24 protein-coding genes, 1 tRNA gene and 2 pseudogenes are annotated in these 25597 nt (G+C 55.7%); 17 read left to right on the forward strand and 10 right to left on the reverse strand.

Annotation, left to right across the window (positions count from 1 at the left end):
* Nucleotides 1-42: 42 nt before the first annotated feature.
* The 3 genes and pseudogenes from H9Q10_RS12385 to H9Q10_RS08950 all read left to right on the forward strand — a co-directional run.
* Nucleotides 43-144, forward strand: a pseudogene (locus H9Q10_RS12385) (restriction endonuclease subunit S); the annotation flags it as partial.
* Nucleotides 145-270: 126 nt separating this feature from the next.
* Nucleotides 271-807 carry an REP-associated tyrosine transposase gene (locus tag H9Q10_RS08945; RefSeq protein WP_197903616.1) on the forward strand — a complete coding sequence of 179 codons (537 nt, stop codon included), beginning with the start codon at nucleotides 271-273 and terminating at the stop codon, nucleotides 805-807.
* A gap of 145 nt (nucleotides 808-952) precedes the next feature.
* Nucleotides 953-4051: a type I restriction endonuclease subunit R, EcoR124 family gene (locus H9Q10_RS08950; protein ID WP_197903617.1), complete on the forward strand. Its 3099-nt coding sequence runs from the start codon at nucleotides 953-955 to the stop codon at nucleotides 4049-4051.
* 103 nt (nucleotides 4052-4154) lie between these two features.
* Here the strand turns inward: H9Q10_RS08950 and H9Q10_RS08955 are convergent, their stop codons facing one another.
* From H9Q10_RS08955 to H9Q10_RS08965, 3 genes are read right to left on the reverse strand one after another with little or no spacing between them, the layout of a single operon-like run.
* On the reverse strand, nucleotides 4155-4736 hold the full coding sequence (locus H9Q10_RS08955; RefSeq protein WP_197903618.1) for a condensin complex protein MksE: 582 nt from the start codon (nucleotides 4734-4736) through the stop codon (nucleotides 4155-4157).
* Complete coding sequence (locus H9Q10_RS08960) at nucleotides 4733-6136, reverse strand: hypothetical protein (protein ID WP_197903619.1); 1404 nt, start codon at nucleotides 6134-6136, stop codon at nucleotides 4733-4735. The genes H9Q10_RS08955 and H9Q10_RS08960 overlap by 4 nt, the downstream gene beginning before the upstream one ends.
* Nucleotides 6117-6449, reverse strand: coding sequence for a hypothetical protein (locus H9Q10_RS08965; RefSeq protein ID WP_197903620.1), 333 nt, complete (start codon nucleotides 6447-6449; stop codon nucleotides 6117-6119). Before H9Q10_RS08965 ends, H9Q10_RS08960 begins: the two co-directional genes overlap by 20 nt.
* A 168-nt stretch (nucleotides 6450-6617) precedes the next feature.
* On the opposite strand from H9Q10_RS08965, the gene glmS reads away from it, so the two are divergent.
* On the forward strand, nucleotides 6618-8456 hold the full coding sequence (gene glmS, locus H9Q10_RS08970) for a glutamine--fructose-6-phosphate transaminase (isomerizing) (protein ID WP_197903621.1): 1839 nt from the start codon (nucleotides 6618-6620) through the stop codon (nucleotides 8454-8456).
* A gap of 182 nt (nucleotides 8457-8638) precedes the next feature.
* Here glmS and H9Q10_RS08975 read toward each other — a convergent pair.
* The 4 genes from H9Q10_RS08975 to H9Q10_RS08990 all read right to left on the reverse strand — a co-directional run bounded on the left by H9Q10_RS08975 (nucleotide 8639) and on the right by H9Q10_RS08990 (nucleotide 11293).
* Nucleotides 8639-8715 (reverse strand) — tRNA-Pro (locus H9Q10_RS08975).
* 23 nt (nucleotides 8716-8738) lie between these two features.
* A complete protein-coding gene (locus tag H9Q10_RS08980) occupies nucleotides 8739-9080 on the reverse strand; it encodes a hypothetical protein (RefSeq protein WP_197903622.1) in 342 nt (113 codons plus the stop codon).
* A complete protein-coding gene (locus H9Q10_RS08985) occupies nucleotides 9064-9366 on the reverse strand; it encodes an integration host factor subunit alpha (protein WP_067594286.1) in 303 nt (100 codons plus the stop codon). The genes H9Q10_RS08980 and H9Q10_RS08985 overlap by 17 nt, the downstream gene beginning before the upstream one ends.
* 151 nt (nucleotides 9367-9517) lie before the next feature.
* Nucleotides 9518-11293 (reverse strand): M61 family metallopeptidase, encoded by a 1776-nt coding sequence (locus H9Q10_RS08990; protein WP_197903623.1) that lies wholly within the window; start codon nucleotides 11291-11293, stop codon nucleotides 9518-9520.
* 265 nt (nucleotides 11294-11558) lie between these two features.
* Between H9Q10_RS08990 and ccoN the strand changes: the two genes are divergently transcribed.
* The 8 genes and pseudogenes from ccoN (at nucleotide 11559) to H9Q10_RS09030 (ending at nucleotide 17876) form a co-directional block, all read left to right on the forward strand.
* Nucleotides 11559-13001 (forward strand): cytochrome-c oxidase, cbb3-type subunit I, encoded by a 1443-nt coding sequence (gene ccoN, locus H9Q10_RS08995; protein ID WP_197903624.1) that lies wholly within the window; start codon nucleotides 11559-11561, stop codon nucleotides 12999-13001.
* Nucleotides 13002-13040: 39 nt separating this feature from the next.
* Nucleotides 13041-13664, forward strand: coding sequence for a cytochrome-c oxidase, cbb3-type subunit II (ccoO, locus tag H9Q10_RS09000; protein WP_197903625.1), 624 nt, complete (start codon nucleotides 13041-13043; stop codon nucleotides 13662-13664).
* Nucleotides 13665-13673: 9 nt separating this feature from the next.
* Nucleotides 13674-13844 carry a CcoQ/FixQ family Cbb3-type cytochrome c oxidase assembly chaperone gene (locus tag H9Q10_RS09005; RefSeq protein ID WP_197903626.1) on the forward strand — a complete coding sequence of 57 codons (171 nt, stop codon included), beginning with the start codon at nucleotides 13674-13676 and terminating at the stop codon, nucleotides 13842-13844.
* A 22-nt stretch (nucleotides 13845-13866) separates the two neighbouring features.
* Nucleotides 13867-14886 (forward strand): annotated as a pseudogene (gene ccoP / locus H9Q10_RS09010) (cytochrome-c oxidase, cbb3-type subunit III); the annotation flags it as partial.
* Between the two features lie 186 nt (nucleotides 14887-15072).
* Nucleotides 15073-16365, forward strand: coding sequence for a serine--tRNA ligase (serS, locus tag H9Q10_RS09015; protein WP_197903628.1), 1293 nt, complete (start codon nucleotides 15073-15075; stop codon nucleotides 16363-16365).
* A 73-nt stretch (nucleotides 16366-16438) separates the two neighbouring features.
* Nucleotides 16439-17272: a PHP domain-containing protein gene (locus tag H9Q10_RS09020; RefSeq protein WP_197903629.1), complete on the forward strand. Its 834-nt coding sequence runs from the start codon at nucleotides 16439-16441 to the stop codon at nucleotides 17270-17272.
* 61 nt (nucleotides 17273-17333) lie between these two features.
* Nucleotides 17334-17603: a hypothetical protein gene (locus tag H9Q10_RS09025; protein ID WP_197903630.1), complete on the forward strand. Its 270-nt coding sequence runs from the start codon at nucleotides 17334-17336 to the stop codon at nucleotides 17601-17603.
* Nucleotides 17604-17708: 105 nt separating this feature from the next.
* Nucleotides 17709-17876, forward strand: a complete 168-nt coding sequence (locus H9Q10_RS09030; protein ID WP_197903631.1) for a hypothetical protein — start codon at nucleotides 17709-17711, stop codon at nucleotides 17874-17876.
* Between the two features lie 214 nt (nucleotides 17877-18090).
* On the opposite strand, the gene H9Q10_RS09035 is transcribed toward H9Q10_RS09030, so the two are convergent.
* A complete protein-coding gene (locus tag H9Q10_RS09035; protein ID WP_197903632.1) occupies nucleotides 18091-19053 on the reverse strand; it encodes a transposase in 963 nt (320 codons plus the stop codon).
* 208 nt (nucleotides 19054-19261) lie between these two features.
* On the opposite strand from H9Q10_RS09035, the gene H9Q10_RS09040 reads away from it, so the two are divergent.
* The 5 genes from H9Q10_RS09040 to H9Q10_RS09060 all read left to right on the forward strand — a co-directional run bounded on the left by H9Q10_RS09040 (nucleotide 19262) and on the right by H9Q10_RS09060 (nucleotide 23759).
* Entirely contained in the window at nucleotides 19262-19933 is a 672-nt protein-coding gene (locus H9Q10_RS09040; RefSeq protein WP_197903633.1) for a class I SAM-dependent methyltransferase, read from the forward strand.
* 33 nt (nucleotides 19934-19966) lie between these two features.
* Nucleotides 19967-20431: an Imm63 family immunity protein gene (locus H9Q10_RS09045; RefSeq protein WP_197903634.1), complete on the forward strand. Its 465-nt coding sequence runs from the start codon at nucleotides 19967-19969 to the stop codon at nucleotides 20429-20431.
* A 245-nt stretch (nucleotides 20432-20676) separates the two neighbouring features.
* Nucleotides 20677-22056, forward strand: coding sequence for a DNA repair protein RadA (radA, locus tag H9Q10_RS09050; protein WP_197903635.1), 1380 nt, complete (start codon nucleotides 20677-20679; stop codon nucleotides 22054-22056).
* Between the two features lie 125 nt (nucleotides 22057-22181).
* Complete coding sequence (locus H9Q10_RS09055) at nucleotides 22182-22847, forward strand: hypothetical protein (protein ID WP_197903636.1); 666 nt, start codon at nucleotides 22182-22184, stop codon at nucleotides 22845-22847.
* A gap of 225 nt (nucleotides 22848-23072) precedes the next feature.
* A complete protein-coding gene (locus H9Q10_RS09060) occupies nucleotides 23073-23759 on the forward strand; it encodes an alpha/beta hydrolase (protein WP_197903637.1) in 687 nt (228 codons plus the stop codon).
* Nucleotides 23760-24017: 258 nt separating this feature from the next.
* Here the strand turns inward: H9Q10_RS09060 and H9Q10_RS09065 are convergent, their stop codons facing one another.
* Together H9Q10_RS09065 and H9Q10_RS09070 are read right to left on the reverse strand one after the other, a co-directional pair.
* Nucleotides 24018-24842, reverse strand: a complete 825-nt coding sequence (locus H9Q10_RS09065; RefSeq protein WP_197903638.1) for an undecaprenyl-diphosphate phosphatase — start codon at nucleotides 24840-24842, stop codon at nucleotides 24018-24020.
* An 85-nt stretch (nucleotides 24843-24927) separates the two neighbouring features.
* On the reverse strand, nucleotides 24928-25596 hold the full coding sequence (locus H9Q10_RS09070; protein ID WP_197903639.1) for a thiol:disulfide interchange protein DsbA/DsbL: 669 nt from the start codon (nucleotides 25594-25596) through the stop codon (nucleotides 24928-24930).
* Between the last annotated feature and the right edge of the window lies 1 nt (nucleotide 25597).

The raw sequence follows: 25597 nt of genomic DNA on the forward strand, positions 1-25597 counted from the left end.
CCGATTCAGTGCGTGTATGGTTTTGATGGGCTGAAGCCCATCCTACCCGACTCCATCAGCGAAGGGCTGCCTCACGAAATTGCCCTACGCTGCAAACAATACGAATATTACCGCGAACGATTGCTTGCCTTTCCAAATACCTGAAAAGTAGGGTGGGCTTTAGCCCACCGAAAAGCAGCGGTAGAAAACCAAAACAGCAGATTGAAACTGAAATGGTGGGCTAAAGCCCACCCTACTCATCACTACGCATTACATTTAAGGGAAAACGGTATGGCTGATTACCGCAGGATTTTTGTTCGTGGCGGGCTTTATTTTTTCACATTGGTGCTTGAAGACCGTTCTAAAAGCTACTTGACCGACCATATCGATGTGTTCCGTGCCGCATATCGGCAAACGCTTATCCGTTATCCGTTTGAAACGGTTGCGGTTTGTATCTTGCCCGACCATATTCATCTGTTGATGCGGCTTCCAGAAGGAGAAAGCGATTATCCGATTCGGATCGCATTTTTAAAAACGATGTTTTCCCGCAATCTGCCGAAAGCAATCAGACAGGTTAATCAGAGTAAGGCAAAACGTAGGGAGGCGGGTATTTGGCAACGCCGCTATTGGGAACATCTGATTCGGGACGAATCCGATTTGACAAGCCATATGGATTATATTTATTACAATCCGGTCAAGCACGGTTATGTGGGGAGTGTACGGGAGTGGCCGTTTTCTTCGTTTCATTGGGATGTGCAAGCGGGGTTGTATCCGGCAGATTGGGGAGGAGATATTGATGATGCCGTGCGAAACCTATATGACGATTGATGTAATTGAAATGATGGGTTATGGAATCGACCCATGTAGGGTGGGCTTCAGCCCACCCAATATCATACCGATAGATTTTTTGATGGGCTAAAGCCCATCCTACTGAAAGCTACTGAAAACATCTGACATTGCAAAGGACAAACCTGTGAACCTTGAAACCAAACCCATCGCCGAAACGCCGAACTTCATCGTGCTCGACCAATATGAAAAAATCGAGCAGTCGGGCGGCTACCAATCGGAAAACCAGTTGGAAGCAGAATTGATTGCCGATTTACAGAATCAGGGTTACGAATACCGCAAGGATTTGAACAGCCAAGCCAAGCTGCTGGAAAACCTGCGCGCACAGTTGCAGCGGTTGAATGATGTAGTGTTTTCAGACGACGAATGGAAACGGTTTCTGGCGGAATATCTGGACAAGTCGTCTGAAAACATGACCGACAAAACCCGCAAAATCCATGATGACCATATTTACGATTTCGCTTTTGACGATGGTCGTCTGAAAAATATTTATCTTGTGGACAAGAAAAACCTTGCCCGCAACCATGTACAGGTCATCAATCAGTTTGAACAGACGGGTACGCACGCGAACCGTTACGACGTTACCGTGTTGGTCAACGGTTTGCCGCTGGTGCAGATTGAATTGAAAAAGCGCGGAGTGGCAGTGCGGGAAGCGTTCAATCAGGTACACCGTTACAGTAAGGAGAGTTTCAACAGCGAAAATTCGCTGTTCAAATTTCTGCAAATCTTTGTGATTTCCAACGGTACGGACACGCGCTATTTTGCCAATACCACCAAGCGCGATAAAAACAGCTTCGATTTCACAATGAATTGGGCGAGGTCGGACAATTATCCGATTAAGGATTTGAAGGACTTTACCGCCACGTTTTTGCAGAAAAACGTCGTGTTGAGCGTTTTGCTGCATTACAGCGTGTTCGATGCGAATGACACGCTTTTGATTATGCGGCCGTATCAGATTGCCGCCGCCGAGCGGATTTTGTGGAAAATCAACAGTTCGGCACAGGCGAAAAATTGGAGCAAGCCGGAAAGCGGCGGCTATGTCTGGCACACGACGGGCAGCGGCAAAACGCTGACCAGCTTCAAGGCGGCGCGTCTGGCAACGGAATCGGCGTTTATCGACAAGGTGTTCTTCGTGGTCGATAGGAAGGATTTGGACTATCAGACAATGAAGGAATACCAGCGTTTTTCGCCCGACAGCGTGAACGGTTCGGAAAGCACCGCGGGCTTGAAACGCAATTTGGAAAAAGACGACAACAAAATCATCGTTACCACCATCCAAAAGTTGAACAACCTGATGAAAAGCGAAGACGGTTTGCCGGTTTACCATCAGCGGGTGGTGTTTATTTTTGACGAATGCCACCGCTCGCAATTCGGCGAAGCGCAAAAAAACCTGAAAAAGAAATTCAAGAAATTCTGCCAGTTCGGTTTTACGGGTACGCCGATTTTTCCCGAAAACGCATTAGGGGCGGAAACGACGGCGGGCGTGTTCGGGCGCGAATTGCATTCTTATGTGATTACCGACGCCATCCGCGATGAAAAAGTATTGAAGTTTAAAGTGGATTACAACGATGTGCGCCCGAAGTTCAAAGCCTTGGAAGCGGAGCAGGATGAGCGCAAGCTGACCGCTGCCGAAAACCGCCAAGCCCTGTTGCATCCCGAACGCATCCGTGAAATCACGCAATACATCCTCAACCAGTTCAGGCAGAAAACGCACCGTCTGAATGTGGGCGGAAAAGGGTTTAACGCCATGTTCGCCGTCAGTAGTGTGGAGGCGGCGAAATATTATTATCAGGCGTTTAAAGAGCAGCAGGCAGGCAGCCCGAATCCGTTGAAAGTAGCGACGATTTTTTCCTTTACGGCAAACGAAGAGCAAAACGCCGTCGGTGAAATTGCCGACGAAACCTTTGAGCCTTCTGCGATGGACAGCAGCGCGAAAGAATTTTTGCAGGCTGCCATCAACGACTATAACGCCCGTTTCAAAACCAATTTCGGCACGGACAGCAAAGCCTTTCAAAACTATTACCGCGATTTGGCAAAGCGGGTGAAAAATCAGGAAGTGGATTTGCTGATTGTGGTCGGGATGTTCTTAACAGGTTTCGATGCGCCGACACTAAACACCCTATTTGTCGATAAAAACCTGCACTATCACGGTTTGATGCAGGCGTTTTCGCGCACCAACCGCATTTACGACGCCACCAAAAATTTCGGCAATATTGTCTGCTTCCGCGACTTGGAAAAGGCGACTATTGATGCGATTACCCTGTTTGGCGACAAAAACACCAAAAACGTCGTGCTGGAAAAAAGCTATGAAGAATATATGAACGGCTATACCGACAACCAGACTGGCGAAGCGCAGCGCGGTTATTTGGATGTGGCAAAAGAATTGCGTGAACGCTTTCCCGAACCGGACAAAATCGAAACGGAAAAAGACAAAAAAGAATTTGCTAAGCTCTTCGGTGAATACCTGCGCGCGGAAAATGTGTTGCAGAACTACGATGAATTTGCCGCACTGCGCGATTTGCAGAATGTGGATACGGCAGATGAAGCGGCAGTCAAGGCGTTTCAGGAAAAATATTATCTGAGCGATGAAGACGTGCAGCAGATGAAGCAAGTACCGATGCCGTCTGAAAGGACAGTGCAGGACTACCGTTCCACTTACAACGACATTCGCGACTGGCTGCGCCGCCAAAAAGCGGGTGAGCAGAAAGAGCAATCAAAAATTGATTGGGATGATGTGGTTTTTGAAGTGGATTTGCTCAAATCGCAGGAAATCAATCTGGACTATATCCTGCAACTGGTTTTCGAGCACCACAAAAAAATCAAAGGAAAGGCGGAGCTGGTGGAGGAGATCCGCCGTATCATCCGTGCCAGTGTTGGTCATCGTGCCAAAGAGAGTCTGATTGTGGATTTCATCAACGATACAGATTTGGACAAAGTCCCCGACGTTCCTACCATACTGGAAACCTTTTATACATACGCTCAAGAAGTGATGCGACATGAAGCAGCAGAGCTGATTGCAGCTGAAGGTTTGAACGAAGCCGCTGCACGCCGTTATCTGAATAATTCGCTCAAACGCGGTTATGCCAGCGAAAACGGCACGGAACTGACCGAAGCCCTGCCGAAGATGAGTCCGCTCAATCCGCAGCATTTGACAAAGAAACAGAGCGTGTTTCAGAAGATCAGTACATTTGTGGAGAAGTTTAGAGGCGTGGGGGAAAACTTGTGATAAGCGGAATATAAGGCATCAATCGTTTCTTAACGGATATATAGATGCTGAAAAACGACCTGTACAAAGGCCGTCTGAAAACTGTTTTTCAGACGGCCTTTGATTATTCTATATCCGGCAAAGATTCCCGACTGCCCTGTTTAAACGCTGTATTAAAAAAATCCTGTCCCGAATTGCTTAAAACCAAGTTGCCTTTGGCATTGATGTAGGCAATGTCGCGGCGTACCAGCACGCGTTCGGCGTTTTCCCACAGGGTTTTGGCATCTTTAATGCAGGCTGCCTGAATGTCGCGCATTTCTTCGTTTTGGTCGGTCTGCCTACACAATTGTTCGCTGATGCCTGCATCAGCAGTCGTCAGCAGACTGAAACGGTAGTTGTTTTGGACAACAGTTTTTCCTAATACGACCAGCACCGCGCACACGGCGGCAGCCGTTTCACTGCCTTCGTCGGTGGGGATGCCGCAATCGCGCAGATAGGCATAATCGGGACGTAATACCAGTTCGTAGCCGATATTACCGTACAGCGTCCGATAGCCGTCTACACCGTCGTATTTGGCGGACAATTCTCCGAACAGTTCGTTATCTACCAGCATGCCGTTTTTCTCGTCATAAACCTGACGGTTGATGGTTTTGCCACTGATAAGCCGACGGTAAATTTCGCGGCTGAGCTGTGTATTGATGATCATGGCTGTTCCGTAGGATACATGGGATAAATCGGGTGGTAACGCAGGATTTTGTTTTTGTAATGCAGGGTTTTCAGACCGAAAACGTGGTACAGAGGCAGGTTCGGGCGGTGGATGTGAAACCAGGAGGCGGCATCAATCAGATCGGGCAGCGTATAGTACGGCAGATTCCGCATCAGATAAATGTGCAGGCTGCTTTGCAGGTCCGCGCCGTTTTCCGGCAGCCCGAACTGTTTGACTGCCTGTTTCAGGCGTTCTTGATGTTGCCGTTGCAACAGGTTTGCCTGCCGTGCCTGCGGGTCAGTGTCGGCACGGACAGGCGGACGGTTTGTCGTTTTCGGGCGGCTTAGGGCGACACGCAGGTGTTCGTCAAACAGCACTTTCTGGTGCGGCTGCCAGTTGATGCGTGGCTCCACCCGGCGGGTTTTCAGGTCGGAAAAATGCGGAAACTGCGGCAGCAAGGCCGTCTGAATGTCAGATTTGGCATTACGCAGTTTGCCGTCGTACCGTTTCTGTACTTCTTCGCACAAACGGTTATACAGGGTTTCAACGGTATCGTACTGCATCCGCTGTATGTCGCTTTGGCGAACATAGTGTTCCATACTGTGCCGTATCTGTTCGATGTCTTTGGCGAAACTGCGGATGCCGTTTTTGATGTTCAACACGCGGTTGGCGGTGGTTTTCTGCCCTCTGTCGGAAAAGACGGCTTCAATCAGGCTGATGGTCTGCATGGGCGCACGGGCGGCCTTAAACGGTTCATCTTCGTTGAGAAACTGTAATGCAGGCAGGATGGCGCGCGTGTAAAGCGTGCGGATTTCGTCAAACGCCTTGTCGGTACGCTCGGTTTGTTCCCAATCGGATACATCGTGTTTTTCGATGATTTCGGCCAGATGTTCGGCGCGGTAATGTAGGGATTCCGTATTTTCACGGATACGCGCAGCAATCTCATGCAGCAGCTCAAATGCCGGCATGACGGCTTCCTGCCAGTCCGAGCTGCCCGCACGCCCCGACAATGCGGACAAACGGTCATAAGCCGATGTCAGCCGTTCGGAAAAATCCTGCAAATACGGGTCGGTCAGGCGGCGCAGGCGGCGTTTGTCGAAATGAGGGAACATATCGGTTACAAAGCCCTGCCATTTCATCCAGCCGCCGCTTCTGTCCCAAGCTTCCAGCAGACCGCAATATTCCAGATTTTCAGGCTTCATGGCATTCTGCCAGCGTGTTTTTTCGACTTCTTCGCTGATTTTTTCCGATTCGCAGTGAAATTGCTCCCTGTAAAAGGCAGTCGGCAAGATACCGTTGTGCTTGTCCATCTCGTCGAGCAATCCGAAAAAGAAAGGCTGATGTTCGAGCAGGATTTTCAATACGGCATCGGCGTTTACCTTAATCATCATCTGCCCCATTATCTATCGTACCGTCATCTGACAACTGCTCCACTTCCCCGTAATACAACACGGTATTTTGGGTGTTGTATGGGTACTCTGCCGCAAAATATTCCAAACTGAAATAACGCCCGAAGGCGGATGCGACCTTCGAAGTTGGATCAGGACAGGTGCCGAACACGGCAAAACCGTATTCTTCGGCAATTTTAATCAGCTCGGGCAGGTTGATTTGGTCGAGTTTGTAGATTTCATCCAGCACCAGCGGAATGGTTAGCACCGTGCCGCGCCACATCAGCCGTTTCAGCAGGATGGAGAACAGCAGGCAGTTGATCATGGTGCTGGTACCGGTAGATTGGCTGGTGTCGGTCAGGCTGTCGCCCGAATGCTTCCTGCAACGGTAAGCAACGCTAGGGTTTCTACATATTAAGTAGTCAGGTTTGCTATAATCCGCCCAATTTTGCCGCTGCGGCGGCCGGTAATAAACAACAGTAAGGACTTTGCAATGTGCGGTATTGTGGGCGCGGTGCGCGCCAAGCAGAATGTGGTGGATTTTTTAACCGACGGCCTCAAGCGGCTGGAGTATCGCGGCTACGATTCTTCCGGCATCGCGGTGGGCACGGCGGGCGGGCAGATTGAGCGCGTGCGCCGCGTGGGCCGCGTGCAGCTGATGGAAGACGCGGCCAAGCAGGCCGGCATCTGCGGGCGCATCGGCATCGGCCACACCCGCTGGGCCACCCACGGCGGCGTAACCGAGCCGAACGCGCATCCGCATATTTCAGGTAGCCTGATTGCGGTGGTGCACAACGGCATCATCGAAAACTTCGAAGAAGAACGCGAACGTCTGCGTGAATTGGGATATGTGTTTGAATCGCAAACCGATACCGAAGTGATGGCGCACAGTATCCACCACGAATACACGCACAACGGCCACCGCCTGTTTGATGCCGTGCGTGCCGCCTGTGCGTGTTTTCACGGCGCCTATGCCATCGCCGTGATGGCGCAGGACCAGCCGGAAGAGCTGGTGGTGGCGCGGATGGGCTGCCCGCTGCTGGTGGCGTTGGGTGAGGGCGAGACCTTTGCCGCTTCCGACGTTTCCGCCGTGGTGGCCTTCACGCGCCGCATCGTTTACCTGCAAGACGGCGACATTGCCGAGCTGTGCTGCGAAGGCATCCGCCGCTTGGTGGACCGCAGCGGGCAGGAAGCCAAGCGTGAAGTACATGTGTCCAAGCTGTCGCTGGCTTCGCTGGAGCTAGGCCCCTACAGCCACTTCATGCAGAAGGAAATTCACGAGCAGCCCAAGGCGATTGCCGATACGGCGGAAGTGTTCCTTGGCGGTTTCGAGCCGGAAAACTTTGGTGCCAAAGCGCGCGAAGTGTTTGCCAATATCAGCAGCATCAAAATTCTGGCCTGCGGCACTTCATACTACGCTGCGCTCACCGCCAAGTACTGGCTGGAAGCCATCGGACGGGTGCCCACCGATGTGGAAATCGCCAGCGAATACCGCTACCGCAACGTGATTGCCGATCCGGCGCAGCTGGTGATTACCGTGTCGCAGTCCGGCGAAACGCTGGACACCATGGAAGCGCTGAAATACGCGCAATCGCTGGGGCAGCGGCACAGCCTGTCGGTGTGCAACGTGATGGAATCGGCGCTGCCGCGCGAGAGCGAGCTGGTGTTGTACACCCGTGCCGGTGTGGAAGTGGGCGTGGCGTCCACCAAGGCTTTCACCACGCAGCTGGTGGTGCTGTTCGGCCTGGCGGTTACGCTGGGCAAGATGCGCGGCCACGTGTCGGACGAACAGGCGCAGTCGTATCTGGAAGAGCTGCGCCAGCTGCCGGGCAGCATCCAATACGCGCTGAACCTGGAACCGCAGATTACCGCTTGGGCTTCCAAGTTTGCCGAGAAGAACAGCGCGCTGTTCCTGGGGCGCGGCATCCATTATCCGATAGCCTTGGAAGGCGCGTTGAAACTGAAAGAAATCACCTATATCCACGCCGAGGCCTATCCGGCGGGCGAGCTCAAACACGGCCCCTTGGCGCTGGTGGACGCCAGCATGCCGGTGGTGGTGATTGCGCCGAACGACAGCCTGCTGGATAAGGTGAAGGCCAATATGCAGGAAGTGGGCGCGCGCGGCGGCGAGCTGTTTGTGTTTACCGATTTGGACAGCAATTTCCAGCCCAGCGAGGGCGTGCATGTGATCCGCACCCCGCGCCACGTGGGTGTGCTCTCGCCGATTGTGCACACCATTCCGGTGCAGCTGCTGGCCTACCACGCGGCGCTGGTGCGCGGCACGGATGTGGACAAACCGCGCAATCTGGCGAAATCGGTAACGGTGGAATAGGCTACCTGAAAAATTTTATGCGGAAACGGCAGCTTGGGAGCGGAATGGTTCCCAAACTGCCGTTTTGGTTTTCAGGTAGCCCAAATATTTTCAGGTAGCTTTCTGCATTTGGTTATTCAAGGTGTGGTATTTTCTCTATGCAAGAAAAAGGCTTAACCCGTTTGGGTTAAGCCTTAAGTTTTTGGTCGGAGTGAAAGGATTCGAACCTTCGACCCCTTGCACCCCATGCAAGTGCGCTACCAGACTGCGCCACACTCCGACTTTTGAAAGGAAGCGTGGATTCTAAGCTGTTTTTTGCGGTTTGGCAAGGGCTGCTTCGATTTTTCCTAACAGGCTTTGCAAATCGGCTCGAACTTCGTCTGCCGTGGCAGCGGGGCGGCCGAGCCGGTCGCTGCCATTTAGGTTGAAGCGGTCGACATAGGCGGGGAAGCTGCCGCTCAGTTGGCGGAGTTTGACTACGTCTTGCCGGGTGTATTGGTTGCCGCCGCGGCCGATTACGATGCCGTTGTCTTGCTGCCATTGGTAGAACTGTTCGGGCCGGATGTCGGCCAGGTAGCACAGTTCTTCCAAATCGAAGTAGCGTTTGGCGGGGATGGGCGGCAGGTGTTTAGCTTTGTTTGCCATAGTTGTGTTCCACCATGCCTTTGAGTTTCTGGCTGGCGTGGAAGGTAACGACGCGGCGGGCGGTGATGGGCACTTCTTTGCCGGTTTTGGGGTTGCGGCCGGGGCGCTGCGGTTTGTCGCGCAGTTGGAAGTTGCCGAAGCCGGAGATTTTGATTTCTTCGCCGCGCTCCAAGGTGGCGCGGATTTCTTCAAAAAACAGTTCAACGAGCTCTTTGGCGTCGTTCTTGCTGATATTGCTGACTTTTTCGACCAGGATATCGGCCAGTTCTGCTTTGGTGAGTGTCATCGGTGTTACCTCTAAGATTGCGTAGGTTGCGGATTATCGCTAATTAATTTTTAGAAATCAAGTGAATGCTGGGATATGTGGGAAATTCTATGCAATCGGGCTGCAGGTTGGGCTGTTTGTTTTATTCGGGCTGGGCGTTGCTGTTTGTTATTTAAGGGGTTTGGAGGCTACCTGAAAATGCCGGTGCGGGTTGCAGCCAGGCATCAAGTGCGGCGGGGTTTTCGATGGTGAGCCAGGCGGTGTCGGCGCGGGCGGCTTGGACGGTGGCTTGGGTACGGTGCAGTACGCCGTGCCGGAAGTAGTGCAGCTCGACTTGGCTGCCGGGGGTTTGTTGCTGCCATTGTTGGGCGAAGTCGGTTGTGCTGTAGCGGTTGAGGGCGACGATGCGGTCGCCGGGGGCGAGGCCGGCTTGTTCGGCGCTGCCGCCGGTGAGGACGTGACTGAGGGTGATGTCGCTGCTGTTTTGTTGGAAGCGGGCACCGAAGTCGTTGGCGGGGCTGACGGCGGGCAGGCTGCCGCAACCGCCTTTGTGGCTGGGAGGCAGGGGCAGCCAATGCAGCCGGATGCCGGCGGTGGCGAGGCAGCTTTCGAGGGGGAGGTCGCGGGTGCTGCGGATGAGGTGGTCGAACAGTTCGCTCAGGTCTAGGCCGGTGATGTGTTGGGCAAATTCTTCCCATTCGGTTTCGGCGAGGGGGGATTGGCGGGCAAGCCAGTCTTGGTAGAGGGCTTGCATGACGGTGTCGAGGCTGTGGGGGCTGCGCTGTCGGATGGCGAGGTCGAGGCAGAGGGCGGCGAGGGCGCCTTGCTGGTAGTAGCTGGTGATGGCGTTGGGGCTGTTTTCGTTTTGTTTATAGTATTTGTCCCAGGCGTGGAAGCTGGATTGGGCGAGGGTTTGCTGGCGGCGGCCGGGGTTGCGGCGCACGCAGGTGAGGGTGTGGGCGAGCTGTTCTAAGTAGTCGGCGGGGCTGATGCGGCCGCTGCGGACGAGGAAGAGGTCGTCGTAGTAGGAGGTAATGCCTTCGAATGCCCAAAGGAGGCGGGTATAGGCTTCTTGGTTGAGGTCGGATTGGGCGAGGGCGGCGGGTTTGATGGATTTGACGTTCCAGGCATGGAAGTATTCGTGGGAAATGAGGCCGAGCAGCTGGCTGTAGTTGGAGGAGGCGGTGCTGCTGTTTTTTTCAGGTAGCCAGCTGCGGTCGGCGAGCAGGGCGGTGGAGTTGCTGTGTTCGAGGCCGCCGTAAATGTGGCCGCCGAGGTGGAGCAGGAAGGTGTAGTGCTCGAAGGGGGCGGGGCTGGGAAAGAATTGGAGTTGGGCGGCGCAGATGGCTTGGGTGTCGGCGAGCAGGCGTTGGCGGTCGAAATCGGGATAGTGGCCGCTGAGGACGAGGCGGTGGGGGATGCCGGCGGCGGTAAATTCGAGGATTTCGAGGCTGCCGGCTTCGAGCGGGCAGTCGATGAGGTGGCGGTAGTGGCGGGCTTGGTAGAGACTGCTGCCGCTGAGGCGGGGCAGGGCGGTGGCGGTTTGCCAGTGTGCGGGGAAATGCAGTTCGACTTGATGCGGTTCTTCGCTGTGCGAGGCTACCTGAAAAAAGAGGGCGGCGCCGTCGAAGAAGGCGCGTTCGTTATCGAGATAGCAGCCGCGCACGGAGAGGTCGAAGGCGTAAACGTGGTATTCGACCAGCCAATCGCCTTGGCCGGTTTGGGCGGATTGCCAGGTGTTTTTGTTGATGGCTTGCAGCTCGGCGGGCTGGCCGTTACAGCTGGCTTCTATGTGGACAACGTGGCGGGCGAACTCGCGGATCATGTAGCTGCCGGGCACCCAGTTGGGTAGGGTGAGCCGGACGGGCTCTTGGCTGCTATGGCTGAAGCGCAGTTGAATTTGGAACAGGTGTTGTTGGGGCAGGGGGGTAATGGTGTAGTGGGGCATTTGGGGTGGGGTTTCGTTTATTTTGGAAAGATACGGGCGGTTTTCAGGTAGCCTGTTTGTGTTAAAAATGAAAAGGTGATGTGTATTTTTGTGGTTATAGTGTGTGTTTTGTTTTAAAATATACCGCTTAAACTGCGTGTAGTCTATGTTGGATCGGGCTGGCGGCAGTTTGTCTTTCATATTAAGAATAAATCGGACACGGCGGCAAGGCTTTGCCGGCAAAGCCGATATTGAAGTGTACAGCCATATTTGATGGAGGTTTTTCATGGAAACACAAACCTATAACTACAAGGTAGTGCGGCAGTTTGCCGTGATGACGGTGGTATGGGGCGTGGTTGGGATGCTGGTTGGGGTGATTGTGGCGGCTCAGCTCTATCTTCCCCAGCTGAATTTGTCTGAAATCGGCCCGTGGTTTCACTTTGGCCGCTTGCGCCCGCTGCACACCAATGCCATTATTTTTGCATTCGGCGGCTGCGGCTTGATTGCCACGTCTTACTATGTGGTGCAGCGAACTTGCAATGTCCGCCTATATGGCGGCTGGTTGCCGGCCTTTACTTTCTGGGGCTGGCAATTGGTGATTGTGCTGGCTGCGATTACCCTGCCGTTGGGTTATACCCAAGGCAAGGAATATGCCGAATTGGCTTGGCCGATTGATATTTTGATCGCCTTGGTGTGGGTGGCTTATGCCATCGTGTTTTTCGGTACCATCGCTAAGCGCAAAATCAAACACATTTATGTGGCTAACTGGTTCTACGGCGCTTTCATTTTGGCTGTGGCGCTGTTGCATATTGTGAACAGCCTTGCCGTGCCGGCTGGTTTGTTCAGTATGACCTCTTATCCGATCTACGGCGGCGCCATCGATGCGATGGTGCAGTGGTGGTATGGGCATAATGCGGTGGGCTTCTTCTTAACCGCAGGCTTCCTAGGCATGATGTACTATTTCGTGCCCAAGCAGGCTGGCCGCCCGGTGTATTCCTACCGCTTGTCTGTGGTGCACTTCTGGGCATTGATTTTCACTTATATGTGGGCCGGCCCCCACCACCTGCACTACACCGCCCTACCGGACTGGACGCAATCTCTCGGCATGGTGTTGTCGCTGATTCTGTTTGTGCCTTCCTGGGGCGGCATGATCAACGGCATCATGACCCTCTCCGGCGCGTGGGATAAGCTGCGCACCGATCCGATTTTGAAATTCCTGGTGGTTTCCCTATCTTTCTACGGCATGTCTACCTTTGAAGGCCCGATGATGTCGATCAAAACCGTGAATGCCTTGAGCCACTACACCGACTGGACGGTCGGCCATGTGCATGCCGGTGCCTTGGGCTGGGTGGGTTTTGTGACCATGGGTTCGATTTACTATCTGATTCCGCGCCTGTTCGGCCGTAAGGAAATGTATAGCACCAAACTGATTGAAGCCCATTTCTGGATCGGCACCGTGGGCATCGTACTCTATATCGCTTCCATGTGGATTGCCGGTGTGATGCAAGGCTTGATGTGGGGTGCATTGAATGACAACGGTACTTTGGCCAATCCGGATTTCGTTACCACGGTTCGCGAAAGTATGCGTTTCTTCCTGATTCGTCTGGTGGGCGGGTTGCTGTATCTGTCCGGCATGTTGTTGATGGCCTACAACGTATACCGTACCGCAACGGCGGGCAAACCGGTGGATGCAGAGATCCCCGCGCTGACGCACAGCCAGCAGCATTAACATAATAAAACCAACAGATAGAAAGAACAGGCTACCAAAATGCAACTACAAAAACTTGCCGAAGAAAAAGTAGGCTACCTGATTGTTTTTACCTTTCTGCTGATCAGTATCGGGCTAATTGTCGAAGTGGTGCCGCTGTATTTCAGCCCGGCCGTAACCGAGCCCACTCCCGGCGTGAAGCCCTATACTGCCCTTCAGGTGGCTGGGCGCGATATTTATATCCGCGAAGGCTGCTACAACTGCCACTCGCAGATGATCCGTCCGTTCCGTGCGGAAACCGAGCGCTATGGCCATTACTCCGTAGCCGGCGAATCGGTATATGATCATCCTTTCCAATGGGGTTCCAAACGCACCGGCCCGGATCTGGCCCGCGTTGGCGGCCGTTACTCCGACGAATGGCACCGCCGCCACTTGATGGATCCGCGAGCCGTGCAGCCCGATTCCAATATGCCGGCTTTCCCGTGGCTGGCGCGCAGGCGCGTGGACGGAGAAACCGTTGCCGCCAATATGCGCGCCCTGCGCCGGGTAGGTGTGCCTTATAGCGATGAAGAAATTGCTGCTGCACCGGCCGAGGTGGAAGGCAAATCCGAGATGGAGGCGGTGATCGCCTACCTGCAAGGCTTGGGTTTGGCACTGAAAAATACCAACGAAATAAGAAAATAAGGCAGTTTCATGAGCGAGGTGAATCTGGTTCGTATCATGTATACCGTTATCTGCTTCCTGTTTTTCATGGTGGTGCTGGTGATTGCTTACTACGGCAAATTCAAGCAGCACTATGACGAGGAAGGGCAACGTATCATTGATGATGACGACTCAATCGGTAATCATAACCAGCATTTATAGGCCGTGAACACGGAGCACAATAATGAATACATCCCACTTTACCAGCAATTTTTGGAACTACTACATCGCCGGCATCGTCGTTATCAGTTTTATCGGATTGCTTTGGCTGATTTTGTCGCAAAACAAGGTTAAGCTGCCGCCCAAAGGCGAAGACGTGAAAACTACCGGCCATGCCTGGGACGGTATCGAGGAATACAACAACCCACTGCCGCGTTGGTGGTTTTACCTGTATATCCTGATTTGGTTGTTTGGCATCGGCTACCTGTATGTGTATCCCGGCTTGGGCGACTACAAAGGCGCGATCGGCTGGACCAGTACCAACCAATACGAAACCGAAGTGAAAGAAGCCAACGCACAATTTGCGCCGGTATATGCCAAATTTGCCAATATGACTGTGGAGCAGGTGGCTGCCGACCCGCAGGCGCAGCGCATCGGTAAAGACCTGTTCGATACCTATTGCATCCAATGTCACGGCGCCGACGCCAAAGGCCAAACCGGCTTCCCCAATCTCACCGATAACGACTGGCTGTGGGGCGGTTCGCCCGAACAAATCCACCAGAGCATTGCCAAAGGCCGCATCGGCGTAATGGCGGCATGGGGGCCGGCTTTGGGCGAGGAAGGCGTGAAAAATGCCGCCAACTATGTGCTGTCGTTGTCCGGTGTGGCACATGACGAAGAGCGCGCCAAACGCGGCGACGCCATTTTCCACGGCCCGCCCGCCAACTGCTTCGTCTGCCACGGCGACAAAGGCCAAGGCGTGCCCGGCGCCGGCCCGAACTTAACCGACAAAGTCTGGTTGTGGGGCGGCAGCGAAAAAGCCATCATCGAAACCATCACCAACGGTCGCCACAGCCAAATGCCCGCTTGGGAAGGTTTTTTGGATGAGAATAAAATCCACATCCTGACCGCCTACGTATGGGGCAAATCCCACCCCAACGGTGCCGACAAGCCGTCTGCTGCGGCCGTTTCCGCCCCGGCAAGCCCGGCCTCCGCCCCGGCGTCTGCATCCGCTGCTTCTGGCGCTGCCTCGCAAAGCGCAGCAAAATAAGCCGCCTGTTGGCGTAACAAGAAAGAGGCTACCTGAAAAACAAAACCCGTTTTTCAGGTAGCCTTTCCCTTATCCCGCGTTTACAATATGCAGCCGCAACCATTGTTTCCCATGCCGGGCAAACAGCCCTTTCGGGAAAATATTTTGGCCGCAGCCGAATTTTCATACAGGAACAACGCCATGTTAGATATCCAACTCCTCCGCAACGATGCCGCCGCCGTGGCAGCCAAGCTGGCGCAGCGCGGATTTGTTTTCGATTCCGCCGCGTTCGACGCCTTGGAAGCGCAACGCAAGGCACTGCAAATGCGCACAGAAGAATTGCAGTCTCGGCGCAACAGCGTGTCCAAGCAAATCGGCGCACTGAAAGGGCAGGGCAAACACGCCGAAGCCGAAGCCGCCATGGCCGAAGTGGCGCAAATCAAAAGCGATTTGGAGCAGGCCGATGCCGATTATCAGGCCGTGCAGTCGCAAATCGACGCCCTGCTGCTCGGCATCCCCAACCTGCCGCACGACAGCGTGCCGGTGGGCAAAGACGAAACCGAAAACGTGGAAGTGCGCCGCGTGGGCGAGCCGCGCCAATTTGATTTTGAAATCAAAGACCATGTGGACTTAGGCGAAAAACTCGGCCTCGATTTCGAAACCGCCGCCGCTCTTTCCGGCGCCCGATTCAGCCTGATGAAGGGCCCGGCCGCCCGCCTGCACCGCGCGCTGGCGCAATTCATGCTTGACACCCACACCCGGCAGCACGGCTACACCGAATGCTACACACCCTATATCGTGAGCGACAGCACTCTAGTCGGCACCGGCCAGCTGCCCAAATTCGGCGAAGACCTGTTCCACGTTACCCGCGGCGGCGATGAAAGCAAAACCACGCAATACCTCATCCCCACCGCCGAAGTCACGCTCACCAACACCGTGCGCGAGCGCATCCTGCCCGCCGACGCCTTGCCCATCAAGCTCACCGCCCATTCCCCCTGCTTCCGCAGTGAGGCCGGATCGCACGGTAAAGACACGCGCGGCCTCATCCGCCAGCACCAGTTCGACAAAGTGGAAATGGTGCAAATTGTCCATCCAGAAGCCTCCTACGCCGCGCTGGAAGAAATGGTCGGCCACGCCGAGCGCATCCTGCAGCTGCTCGAACTGCCCTACCGTGTCATCACCCTGTGCACCGGCGACATGGGCTTCGGCGCTGCCAAAACCTATGACCTGGAAGTATGGGTGCCCGCGCAAAACACCTACCGCGAAATTTCCAGCTGCTCCAACTGCGAAGACTTCCAAGCACGCCGCATGAAAGCCCGCTTCAAAGACGAGCACGGCAAAAACCGCCTCGTGCACACCCTCAACGGCTCCGGCCTCGCCGTAGGCCGCACCTTGGTGGCCGTGCTGGAAAACCACCAAAACGCCGACGGCAGCATCAGCATCCCCGCCGCCCTGCGCCCCTATTTGGGCGGTTTGGAAAAGCTCGCTCCCTAAGCCCCAAAGGCTACCTGAAAACCAGCTTTCTGTTTTTCAGGTAGCCTCTATGCCACATCAACCGGCTGATTAAATGATCGATTTACACTGCCACTCCAATATATCCGACGGCGCCCTGCCGCCGCGAGAAGTGGTACGGCTGGCGCATGCCAACGGCTGCACCCTGCTCGCCCTCACCGACCACGACCACACCGGCGGCCTGGCCGAAGCGCGGCAGGAAGCGGCAGCCTTTGGCATGCGCCTGATCAACGGCGTGGAAATCTCCGTGAGCTGGCGCAAACGCACCATCCACATGGTCGGCCTGAATTTCGACGAACACAACGGCCCACTGCAAAGCCTGCTTGCACACGTGCGGCAGGGGCGGCTGGAACGCTTCGCCCGCATGGCCGAAAAACTCGAACGCAGAGGATTGGCCGGCGCATATGAGGGCGCACTCGCGCTGGTGCCCAACCGCGAAATGGCCAGCCGCACCCACCTGGCGCAATGGTTGATCGAACAGGGGCACGTGCGCAACAAACAGCAAGCCTTCAAAAAATATCTGGGCGACGGCAAACCCGCCTGGGTGAAACACGAATGGGCCTCGCTGGAAGAAGCGGTGGCAGGGGTGCTCGGCGCGGGCGGAATCGCCGTCATCGCCCATCCCATCCGCTACGGTTTGTCGGCCACCGCGCAGCGGAATTTGTTCACCGAGTTTAAAGCGCTGGGCGGCCAAGCCATCGAAGTGCACAGCGCCACCACCAATCTGAACGACCGCCTCAACTACGCCCGACTGGCCGAGCAGCACGGCTTTCTCGCCAGCGCCGGCAGCGACTTCCACCGCATAGGCGATTTCGGCAGCGGCAGATTGGGCGCCTGCCCGCCGCTGCCGGAGCGCTGCCGGCCGGTTTGGCAAGAGTTTTGCTTGTAAACCGGAATGGGCAGCCGCGGCCGCCGCGCTATTTGAAAAAACGCTATACAAAGGAAACAATATGTTGAAACAATTTGAGATCAACAACTACGTCAGAAAACAGCTGCAAGAATATCTGGCTGGGAAAAACATGACGCTGGAGCAGGCCATGGCCGAAGAAGCCAGCAACAACGAAATTGCCGCCATCGTGCATGGCGGCTTGCCCGGCATGGTGCGCAAAATTTATTCGTTGGGCAAAATGCAGGCCTTTTTCTGGGAAAAGAGGGAGTTGATTCAGGGTTTTATTGCCGAACGCCTGCAAGCCCCCGCCAAGCCGGCCAAGAAGAAATAGAGGCAGGCTGTGGAAGCGGCAGCCGCTGTTTTAATTTGGAAGCTGGATTTTCAGGTAGCCTTTTGTAGGCTGAAATAAATCGCAAACAAATGAGGGATAGTTGAAATGTTATTGTTATGGTTAGGGATTATTTTATCGGCGGTGGTGGCGTTTTTCTTTTTCCGCAACCGTAAAATCGAGCAGGAAATGGAACGCGCGCGCCGCGAAGAAGAAATCGAGAAAATTCTAGAACGCAAACGCAAAGAAATCGAGCAGGATAAAACGCTAAACTAAATGCTTTGGTCATATCCGGAAGATCGTAACACACCGCACAGCAATCGGCCGCCTTCTGGCGGCTGATTTGTTTTGCGTGTTGGGCTGGGGCTTGCCGGTTGCCATGGGACAGATACCGTAATCAAAAGTCAAGCAGTTTTTAAAAACGCAAGCAACAGTAAGGCAGCGGCAATCTTCGGATGCCACTTTTTCGCAACAGTTCGGAACTACTGTTTTACGCTTGTTTGTGCCGGTTCTCATCAAACGGCTGGCCGGATTTAATCACGGCGTAGGCGTATTTGATGATTTTGCACATCATCAAGACATAAATTTGCTTGGGATGTTTGCCCTGTTTCAGCTTTTGTTCAAACCAAGGCCGCCACAACTTGCTTCTTAGGCAGGCTACCCGGGCGGGATAATAAAGTGCTTTGCGTACCATCTTATCGCCCATTTTGGATATCTTGACGTATTTGACACTTGTACCGGAATCTTTAATAACCGGAGACAGGCCCAAATAGCTGATCAGTTTCTTTGAGTTTTCAAATTTGTCTATATCGACCAGTACGGACAAGAGCCAGGCGGCGGTTGTTTTGCCTACGCCGCTGATGGTTTGCAATAGTTGCTGGTTATGGCTTAATTCTTTATCCGAATCTATCAAATCTTGTATGGCCGTTTTGCAGTTTGCTATTTCGTTTTGTATGGCGTTTATTATCGTATCTATGCCTGATTTGATTCCCGGATCGGATACTTCTTTTCTGTTGCTTTCCATATTCAGCAATATGTTCAATTGTTCTATCCGCCTATTTAATACCTTTAGATTCTTGCGTTTTTCTGATAAGGGCTGCCATAAGGGCGGGTTTTCCCGCTGACAGTAGTCGGCTATCAGTTTGGCATCCTGTTTATCGGTTTTGGTACGCCTTAGTTTGTATTCGGCATACAGTTTGATAGATAGGGGATTGACTACGCTGATTTTGATTCCTGCCTCATGTAATACGTTGGCAACGGGCAGATAGTAAACGCCGGTATATTCGCAGCAGGCATGGATTTGCTGGTTTTGCTGTTGATAGCTTTGTATGCGTTCCATCAATTTGGCTATGCCGATGGGATTATTCATAACCCGCATGAAATCGTTTTGGCCGTTAAAGTGTGCGTCTATGGTCAATTTGGATATATCCAATCCAAGGGCGATTTGCTGCATGGTTCAATCCTTATATTGTGTCTGTAGACAGGCTACCTGAAAATGGATGGGGCGCAGCCAAAACAGCATTTCCACCAGGCAACGCCAGCGTTGCAGGATGGCGGCCGCCTCGTAGCGCAGCCGCTTAATTCAGGAGCGGTAACGCGGTAAAATCCCGCCTAAGCCGCCATTTTGCCGTGCCATCCCAAACCAGCCAAAGCCACACCCCATGTTCCAAACCCTCAAAACCATCTGGCAAGGCCTCAGCCAGCCCGGCCGCCTCTTTCCCCACCAGCTCGCCTTCACCCTGCTGATTCCCTTGCGCAACTGGGCGCTCTCGCCCGCCGAGCTGGTGCGCCGGCTCGATTTGCAGCCAAACAGCCATATCCTCGAAGTCGGCTGCGGTCCCGGCTATTTCAGCCCCGCGCTCGCCCGCGCCGTACCGCAGGGCGAAGTGGTGCTGGCCGACATCCAGCCCGAAATGCTTGCCAAAGCGCGGCGGCGACTGGAAAAGCGCGGTATCGCCAATGCGGCCTACCATCGGTGCGACGGCAGCCGCTTTCCTTTTGCCGAAGGCTCGTTCGACCGTATCGTGCTGGTAACCGTACTGGGCGAAGTGGCTGACCAAGCCGCCTATTTGGCCGAATTCCGCCGCCTGCTTGCCCCCAACGGCCTGCTTTCCATCTCCGAAGCCGCCGGCGATGCCGACAAACTCAGCCGCGCCGAGCTTACCGCACTGCTCGCCCGCCACGGCTTCGCCCCCGCTGCGCAGTTCGGCAGCAAGCGCAATTACACGCTGAATTTCCGCAAAACGGATTTTCAGGTAGCCTCACCCGCTCGCCCTAAAGGCTACCTGAAAAACTACCTATCTAACACGCCGACCAATTTTCAGATAGCCTGAACCACTGCTACTACACCCATCACGGAGCCAACCATGCCATCAGACCCCCTTGCCACACTACGCCAAAAAATCTGCCAAGTGTGCGACGGCCTGCTCGCCGCCGTGCGCCTCGCCGGCCTGCCCGACGACAGCCTCTCCTGGCTGTATTTCGCCGACAGCACCACCGAAGCTTTTCCCGACGGCTGCACCATCGCCTACCGCCAAACCGCCGCGCACGGCTCATACCGCTACATCATCGCCGAGCGCGGCAGAATCCTGCGCGACGACCGCTCGACCAGCCTGCACCGCTTTCTCTACTACCCCCTGCAAGACATCACCCACCAAGCCGCCTGCCGTCACGAGCTGGAACACCGGCAGCCCAACCAAGATTTCCGCCGCATCCTGTTCGCCAAGCAGCTCGAACTCTTGGCAAAAATCCACCCCGATTACGCCGCCCGCCGCCAAGCCGAAATCGACACCATATTGCGGCAACACCCCTATCGCGACGATGCAGCCTGAAACGCCCCATCCGATTTCCGTTTCGCAGAAATTCCATTACGCTGCGTTTTAGCTTCGCAGAAACCCAGCCTTGCTCTGCAAGACATCGCTTTAACTTCGTTGAAGCTGCGCTTTCAGGTAGCCTCTCTCCCCAGCCAAAGGCTACCTGAAAAACAAACCTATATTTGGGAAGACACCATTCTCTTTCAGGCAGCCTGAAAACCCAAAAAGCAGCCTGCACCCCCAACCCACAAAGGAATCCCCACATGGCCAAAGCCCCCAAAACCCTCTACACCTGCACCGAATGCGGCGGCACCGTGCCCAAGTGGCAGGGCAAATGCCCGCACTGCGGCGAATGGAACACTTTGCAGGAAGGCATCGCCGCGCCCGAGCCGAAAAACGCCCGCTTCCAGTCGTGGGCGGCGGACACCTCGCAAGTGCAGGAACTCTCCAAAGTAACCGCCGCCGAAGTGCCGCGCGAGCCCACCGGCATGGGCGAACTCGACCGCGTGCTCGGCGGCGGGCTAGTGGACGGTGCGGTCATCCTGCTCGGCGGCGACCCGGGCATCGGCAAATCCACGCTGCTGTTGCAAACCGTTGCCCTGATGGCGAAAAAGCGCAACGTGCTGTATGTGTCCGGCGAGGAATCCGCCCAACAGGTCGCCCTGCGCGCACAGCGGCTCGGCCTGAATGCGGACGGCGTGCATCTGTTGGCAGAAATCCGCTTGGAAGCCGTTCAGGCTGCCTTAAAACAGCACCGGCCCGCCGTGGTGGTCATCGACTCGATTCAGACCATGTATTCCGACCAAATCACCTCCGCGCCCGGCTCGGTGTCGCAGGTGCGCGAGTGCGCCGCGCAGTTCACGCGCATGGCCAAGCAGATGGGCATCGCCATGATTTTTGTCGGCCACGTCACCAAAGACGGCGCGATTGCCGGCCCGCGCGTGCTGGAACACATGGTGGACACGGTGCTGTATTTCGAGGGCGACCAGCATTCCAACTACCGCATGATACGCGCCATCAAAAACCGCTTCGGCGCGGCCAACGAGCTGGGCGTGTTCGCCATGACCGAAACCGGCCTCAAAGGCGTGTCCAACCCCTCCGCCATTTTCCTCGCCAGCTACCGCGACGACGTGGCGGGCTCGTGCGTGCTGGTAACGCAGGAAGGCAGCCGCCCGCTCTTGGTGGAAATCCAAGCCTTGGTGGACGACGCGCACGGCTTCACGCCCAAGCGGCTCACCGTGGGCTTGGAGCAGAACCGGCTGGCCATGCTCTTGGCCGTGCTCAACCGCCACGCCGGCATCGCCTGCTTCGACCAAGACGTGTTCATCAACGCGGTGGGCGGCGTGAAAATCAGCGAACCGGCGGCGGATTTGGCGGTGATTCTGGCGATGGTGTCCAGCTTCCGCAACAAGCCGCTGCCGGAAAAAATGGTGGCCTTCGGCGAAATCGGCCTGAGCGGCGAAGTGCGCCCCGTGGCGCGCGGGCAGGAGCGGCTGAAAGAAGCGGAAAAACTCGGCTTCCAACGCGCCATCGTCCCCAAGGCCAACCTGCCGCGCAACAAAAAAGAGTTCCCCAAGCTGGAACTCTTCGGCGTGGAACGGCTGGACGAGGCGGTGAGATTGGCGCGGGAGTTGGCGGAATAAAATGGTTTGCCATTGGCGCCGGAAGACAGCCTTCACACCAGAACGCCGTTTTGATTGCGTTGGCACTTTGTTTTCAGGTAGCCTCATCCGAAAGGCTACCTGAAAAAAACGGAAGCGAATCTGCCATGAACCCATCCCCCATCATCGAAAACCTGCACCGTGCCTACACCGATTTCCTTGCTTGGAAAACCGCCGAATTCGGCAGCCTGCCCGAGCGGGAAATCGGCGGCGAATGGGAATGCAACTATGCCGCCATGCCCGAAGTGTGGGCGGCATGCTTCGACTTTGCGCAGCAGATCCCCGCGCACCAATGGCAGCCGGAACAGGCCGCGCAACTGCTTTATCTCACCGCACGCGATAACGAAAGCGAATACATTGTGGAAATGCTGCCCGAACCCGCCCTGCTGCGCCTGTGCGACACCTACCGGCAGCAGCCCGTGTATGATGCGGGCTGGCAGCTTGCCGACCAATTGCCGCGCCTGTCCGACCGTGCCGCCGCATGGCGGTGGGCGGAATATTTCTGCAATGACCCCGACGAATACACCTGCCGCCGTGCACTGATGGTGTCCGGCAGCCTGAATGCGCCGCACACCGAGCGCTATGCCGAATGGTTTTGGCGGCGCGGCACTTTCCGCCATACCAAAGGCTGGGATGCCGACGAGTACCAGAAAATCGCCGTATTGCAGGCCTTGGCGGCGATGGGTTCGCCCTTGTTGCCCCAATATTTACGTCTGGCGCGGCAAGACGATCGGCAGTATTTGGTGCAGCAGGCGCGGGAGTTGGGCGGCTAGGTTGTTTTTAGCTGGGCCAAGACGGGTTTCCATTTTTCAGGTAGCCTGCAATGGAGGTAGGGCTACCTGAAAAATAGACTCAGTGTTTACTATGAAGCTAAAGAGCCATCCGGCTCGAACTGTGCTAAGCCCGCGTTTAGCTTTGCAGAAACACTGCCTTGACCCCACCGCATCGTTTTAGCCCCCCTTATCCGATATCATTATTCCACAGAGTGAGCAAATATCATGACCAAACCCACTTCCATCCGCACCCTGCAAGCCGCAGGCAAAACCGTCTATCTCGCCGAAACCGCAGGCTGCCGCGCCGACAGCCCGCTGGTGCTGACATTCCTGTCCCAAAAAGAAACCGCAGAGCTGGCCACCCTGCTGCCTGAAATCCCGCTGCGGCTGGCGGCGGTGGACGAGCCGGATTGGGAGGCGGCATTCACGCCGTGGCCGGCACCGCGCGCGTTTAAGGGTGCGGCCGATTTCGGCGGCGGGGCGGATGATTATCTGGCAATGCTGGAGCAGCGGCTGCTGCCGCAGTTGGAAGCGGAGTTGGCGATACAGCCCGTGTGGCGCGGTTTGGCGGGTTTTTCGCTGGGCGGCCTGCTGGCAGCATATGCGGCTTACCGCAGCGGCGCGTTTGCCCGGCTGGCGGCGGTGTCGGCCTCACTGTGGTTCGACGGCTGGCCGGAGTTTTCCGCCGCGCACGCCTTCCGCACATCGCCGCAGCGCGCCTATTTTTCGGTGGGCGACAAGGAGAAAAACAGCCGCAACCCGCGTTTGGCTTGCGTGGAAGACAATATCCGCGCCACGGCCGAACTGTGGCGGCAGCGCGGCGTGGCCACGCAATTTGAGCTGAACCCGGGCGGGCATGTGGCCGAGGTGGCGCAGCGGATGGCGCGGGCGGTGCACTATTTGGCGGAATAGGGTGTTGGCCAGACTGCCGGGGAAGAGAGGCTACCTGAAAAATCAATCCTATTGAAAGCATAAAGTAATATTTCAGGTAGCCTGATGCGGCTACCTGAAAACGGCAGAATGCTTTTGGCAGATTGGCACGTTCCGATATGAAGAACAAGCCGCAGGCGGCATGCCGGCCGCCGTTTTCGGGCAGCGCCGCAGTTTGCCGGATACAGAAAAACAACGGGCAAACCTGCTTGGGCCGCCCGTTGTTTTTTGCAGGATGGTTTACGCCCAATCCACCCAGCCGAGCAGCCAGGTGAACAGGATGATGCCGCCGAACACGATGCGGTAGTAGGCGAAGGGCACGAAATTTTTGCTCGACACAAAGCGCAGCAGGGCTTTCACCGCCACCAGGCCGGATACGAAGGCGGCGATGAAGCCGATGGCAATCAGGCCGAAATCCTGCGCGGTGAAGGCGCTCAGGTTTTTTAAAATGCTGTAGCCGGAGGCGGCCACCATGATCGGCACGGCCAGGAAGAAGGAAAATTCGGTGGCGGTTTTGCGGTCGAGCCCCCATACCATGCCGCCCATGATGGTGCTGCCGGAGCGGGAGGTGCCTGGAATCAGCGCCAGAATTTGAAACAGGCCCACGGCAAGCGCGTCGCGCGGGCGCATGTCGTCCACGCTGCGCACCCGTGGCGGCACGCGGCTCTGCCGTTTTTCAATCCACAAAATCAACACGCCGCCCACCACCAGCGCGGCGGCCACGCTTACCGGGTTGAACAGCACTTTCTCAATAAAATCATTCAGCAGCAGGCCGATTGCGGCAGCGGGCACGAAGGCGATGGCCAGATTAAGCACGAAGCGGTTGGCCAGCCGGTCTTTGCCCAAGTGAGTGGCCACGTGGAGGAAGCGGGCGCGGTATTCATACACCACGGCAAGGATGGCGCCGAGCTGAATGGCGATGTTGAACACGGCGTGGCTTTCGGCGTCGAAACCGATCAGGCTGCCGGCCACGATCAGGTGGCCGGTGCTGGAGATGGGCAGGAATTCGGTGAGGCCTTCTACGATGCCGAGAAATAAGGCTTTGAAGGCGAGGAGCAAACTCATGGTGAAACTCTTGAAAACATTTTGAAAAATATTTCAGGTAGCCCATAGTCTCCGCTACAGGCTACCTGAAAATCTGTGTGCGGCTTTAGCGGTTGGCCTGGCCGGCTAAGGAGGCGGCACGGCTGCGCACGGTGGCGCGCGGGGCCGGGGCGGGCATGCCGCGTTCGGCGCGCACTTTTTCAATCAGCTCCTGCAATACCTGCATGTTTTTGGAATCGGTGAGCTCGTATTTGCCGCCCACTACGATGGTGGGGGTTTTGGTGATGTTGTAGGCAACGGTTTGCTGTTGCAGGTTGCGGGCGGCTGCGGCGGCCTGCGGGCTGTTGTAGGCGGCGAGCAGGCGGCTGCCGTAGGGCTGCTGCTGAATCCAGTTTTTCAGGCTAGCTTCATCGGTTACTTTGCCGTCCATCAGTGCGCTGAAAATGGCGCGGTTGGCCTGGCGGGAGAGGCCGGTGGATTGCACGGCGGCGGAGAGCTGCGCCAGGGTTTGGTGCGCGGGCTGCCACACAATGTGTTCTTGGCGCAGCACGGTGTCGGAGGCGAAGCGTTTGCTCTGCTGCTCAATTGCGGGCTCCAAGTGCTGGCAGTGGACACAGAAATAGCCAAAGAATTCGGTTACTTCGATTTTGTTGGGGTGCACGGGCTTGATGACGTTGGTGCGCACGATGTAGTCGGTGCCTTCCACAGCTTTGGCCTGGGCGGTGCCGACGGCGAAGACGGCGAGTGCGGCGAGGAGCAGGGCTTTCAGTTTCATG

Origin of the sequence: Eikenella glucosivorans (assembly GCF_016025525.2) — a bacterium.
In the GTDB taxonomy this organism is placed as follows: Bacteria; Pseudomonadota; Gammaproteobacteria; order Burkholderiales; family Neisseriaceae; genus Eikenella; species Eikenella glucosivorans.

What these genes read in the sequence shown, in the direction of transcription:
- H9Q10_RS08945 (WP_197903616.1), top strand. Translation starts at nt 271, where the DNA reads ATGGCTGATTACCGCAGGATTTTTGTTCGTGGCGGGCTTTATTTTTTC.
- H9Q10_RS08955 (WP_197903618.1), bottom strand. Translation starts at nt 4,736, where the DNA reads ATGATCATCAATACACAGCTCAGCCGCGAAATTTACCGTCGGCTTATC.
- H9Q10_RS08960 (WP_197903619.1), bottom strand. Translation starts at nt 6,136, where the DNA reads ATGGGGCAGATGATGATTAAGGTAAACGCCGATGCCGTATTGAAAATC.
- H9Q10_RS08965 (WP_197903620.1), bottom strand. Translation starts at nt 6,449, where the DNA reads ATGATCAACTGCCTGCTGTTCTCCATCCTGCTGAAACGGCTGATGTGG.
- glmS (WP_197903621.1), top strand. Translation starts at nt 6,618, where the DNA reads ATGTGCGGTATTGTGGGCGCGGTGCGCGCCAAGCAGAATGTGGTGGAT.
- H9Q10_RS08980 (WP_197903622.1), bottom strand. Translation starts at nt 9,080, where the DNA reads ATGGCAAACAAAGCTAAACACCTGCCGCCCATCCCCGCCAAACGCTAC.
- H9Q10_RS08985 (WP_067594286.1), bottom strand. Translation starts at nt 9,366, where the DNA reads ATGACACTCACCAAAGCAGAACTGGCCGATATCCTGGTCGAAAAAGTC.
- H9Q10_RS08990 (WP_197903623.1), bottom strand. Translation starts at nt 11,293, where the DNA reads ATGCCCCACTACACCATTACCCCCCTGCCCCAACAACACCTGTTCCAA.
- ccoN (WP_197903624.1), top strand. Translation starts at nt 11,559, where the DNA reads ATGGAAACACAAACCTATAACTACAAGGTAGTGCGGCAGTTTGCCGTG.
- ccoO (WP_197903625.1), top strand. Translation starts at nt 13,041, where the DNA reads ATGCAACTACAAAAACTTGCCGAAGAAAAAGTAGGCTACCTGATTGTT.
- H9Q10_RS09005 (WP_197903626.1), top strand. Translation starts at nt 13,674, where the DNA reads ATGAGCGAGGTGAATCTGGTTCGTATCATGTATACCGTTATCTGCTTC.
- serS (WP_197903628.1), top strand. Translation starts at nt 15,073, where the DNA reads ATGTTAGATATCCAACTCCTCCGCAACGATGCCGCCGCCGTGGCAGCC.
- H9Q10_RS09020 (WP_197903629.1), top strand. Translation starts at nt 16,439, where the DNA reads ATGATCGATTTACACTGCCACTCCAATATATCCGACGGCGCCCTGCCG.
- H9Q10_RS09025 (WP_197903630.1), top strand. Translation starts at nt 17,334, where the DNA reads ATGTTGAAACAATTTGAGATCAACAACTACGTCAGAAAACAGCTGCAA.
- H9Q10_RS09030 (WP_197903631.1), top strand. Translation starts at nt 17,709, where the DNA reads ATGTTATTGTTATGGTTAGGGATTATTTTATCGGCGGTGGTGGCGTTT.
- H9Q10_RS09035 (WP_197903632.1), bottom strand. Translation starts at nt 19,053, where the DNA reads ATGCAGCAAATCGCCCTTGGATTGGATATATCCAAATTGACCATAGAC.
- H9Q10_RS09040 (WP_197903633.1), top strand. Translation starts at nt 19,262, where the DNA reads ATGTTCCAAACCCTCAAAACCATCTGGCAAGGCCTCAGCCAGCCCGGC.
- H9Q10_RS09045 (WP_197903634.1), top strand. Translation starts at nt 19,967, where the DNA reads ATGCCATCAGACCCCCTTGCCACACTACGCCAAAAAATCTGCCAAGTG.
- radA (WP_197903635.1), top strand. Translation starts at nt 20,677, where the DNA reads ATGGCCAAAGCCCCCAAAACCCTCTACACCTGCACCGAATGCGGCGGC.
- H9Q10_RS09055 (WP_197903636.1), top strand. Translation starts at nt 22,182, where the DNA reads ATGAACCCATCCCCCATCATCGAAAACCTGCACCGTGCCTACACCGAT.
- H9Q10_RS09060 (WP_197903637.1), top strand. Translation starts at nt 23,073, where the DNA reads ATGACCAAACCCACTTCCATCCGCACCCTGCAAGCCGCAGGCAAAACC.
- H9Q10_RS09065 (WP_197903638.1), bottom strand. Translation starts at nt 24,842, where the DNA reads ATGAGTTTGCTCCTCGCCTTCAAAGCCTTATTTCTCGGCATCGTAGAA.
- H9Q10_RS09070 (WP_197903639.1), bottom strand. Translation starts at nt 25,596, where the DNA reads ATGAAACTGAAAGCCCTGCTCCTCGCCGCACTCGCCGTCTTCGCCGTC.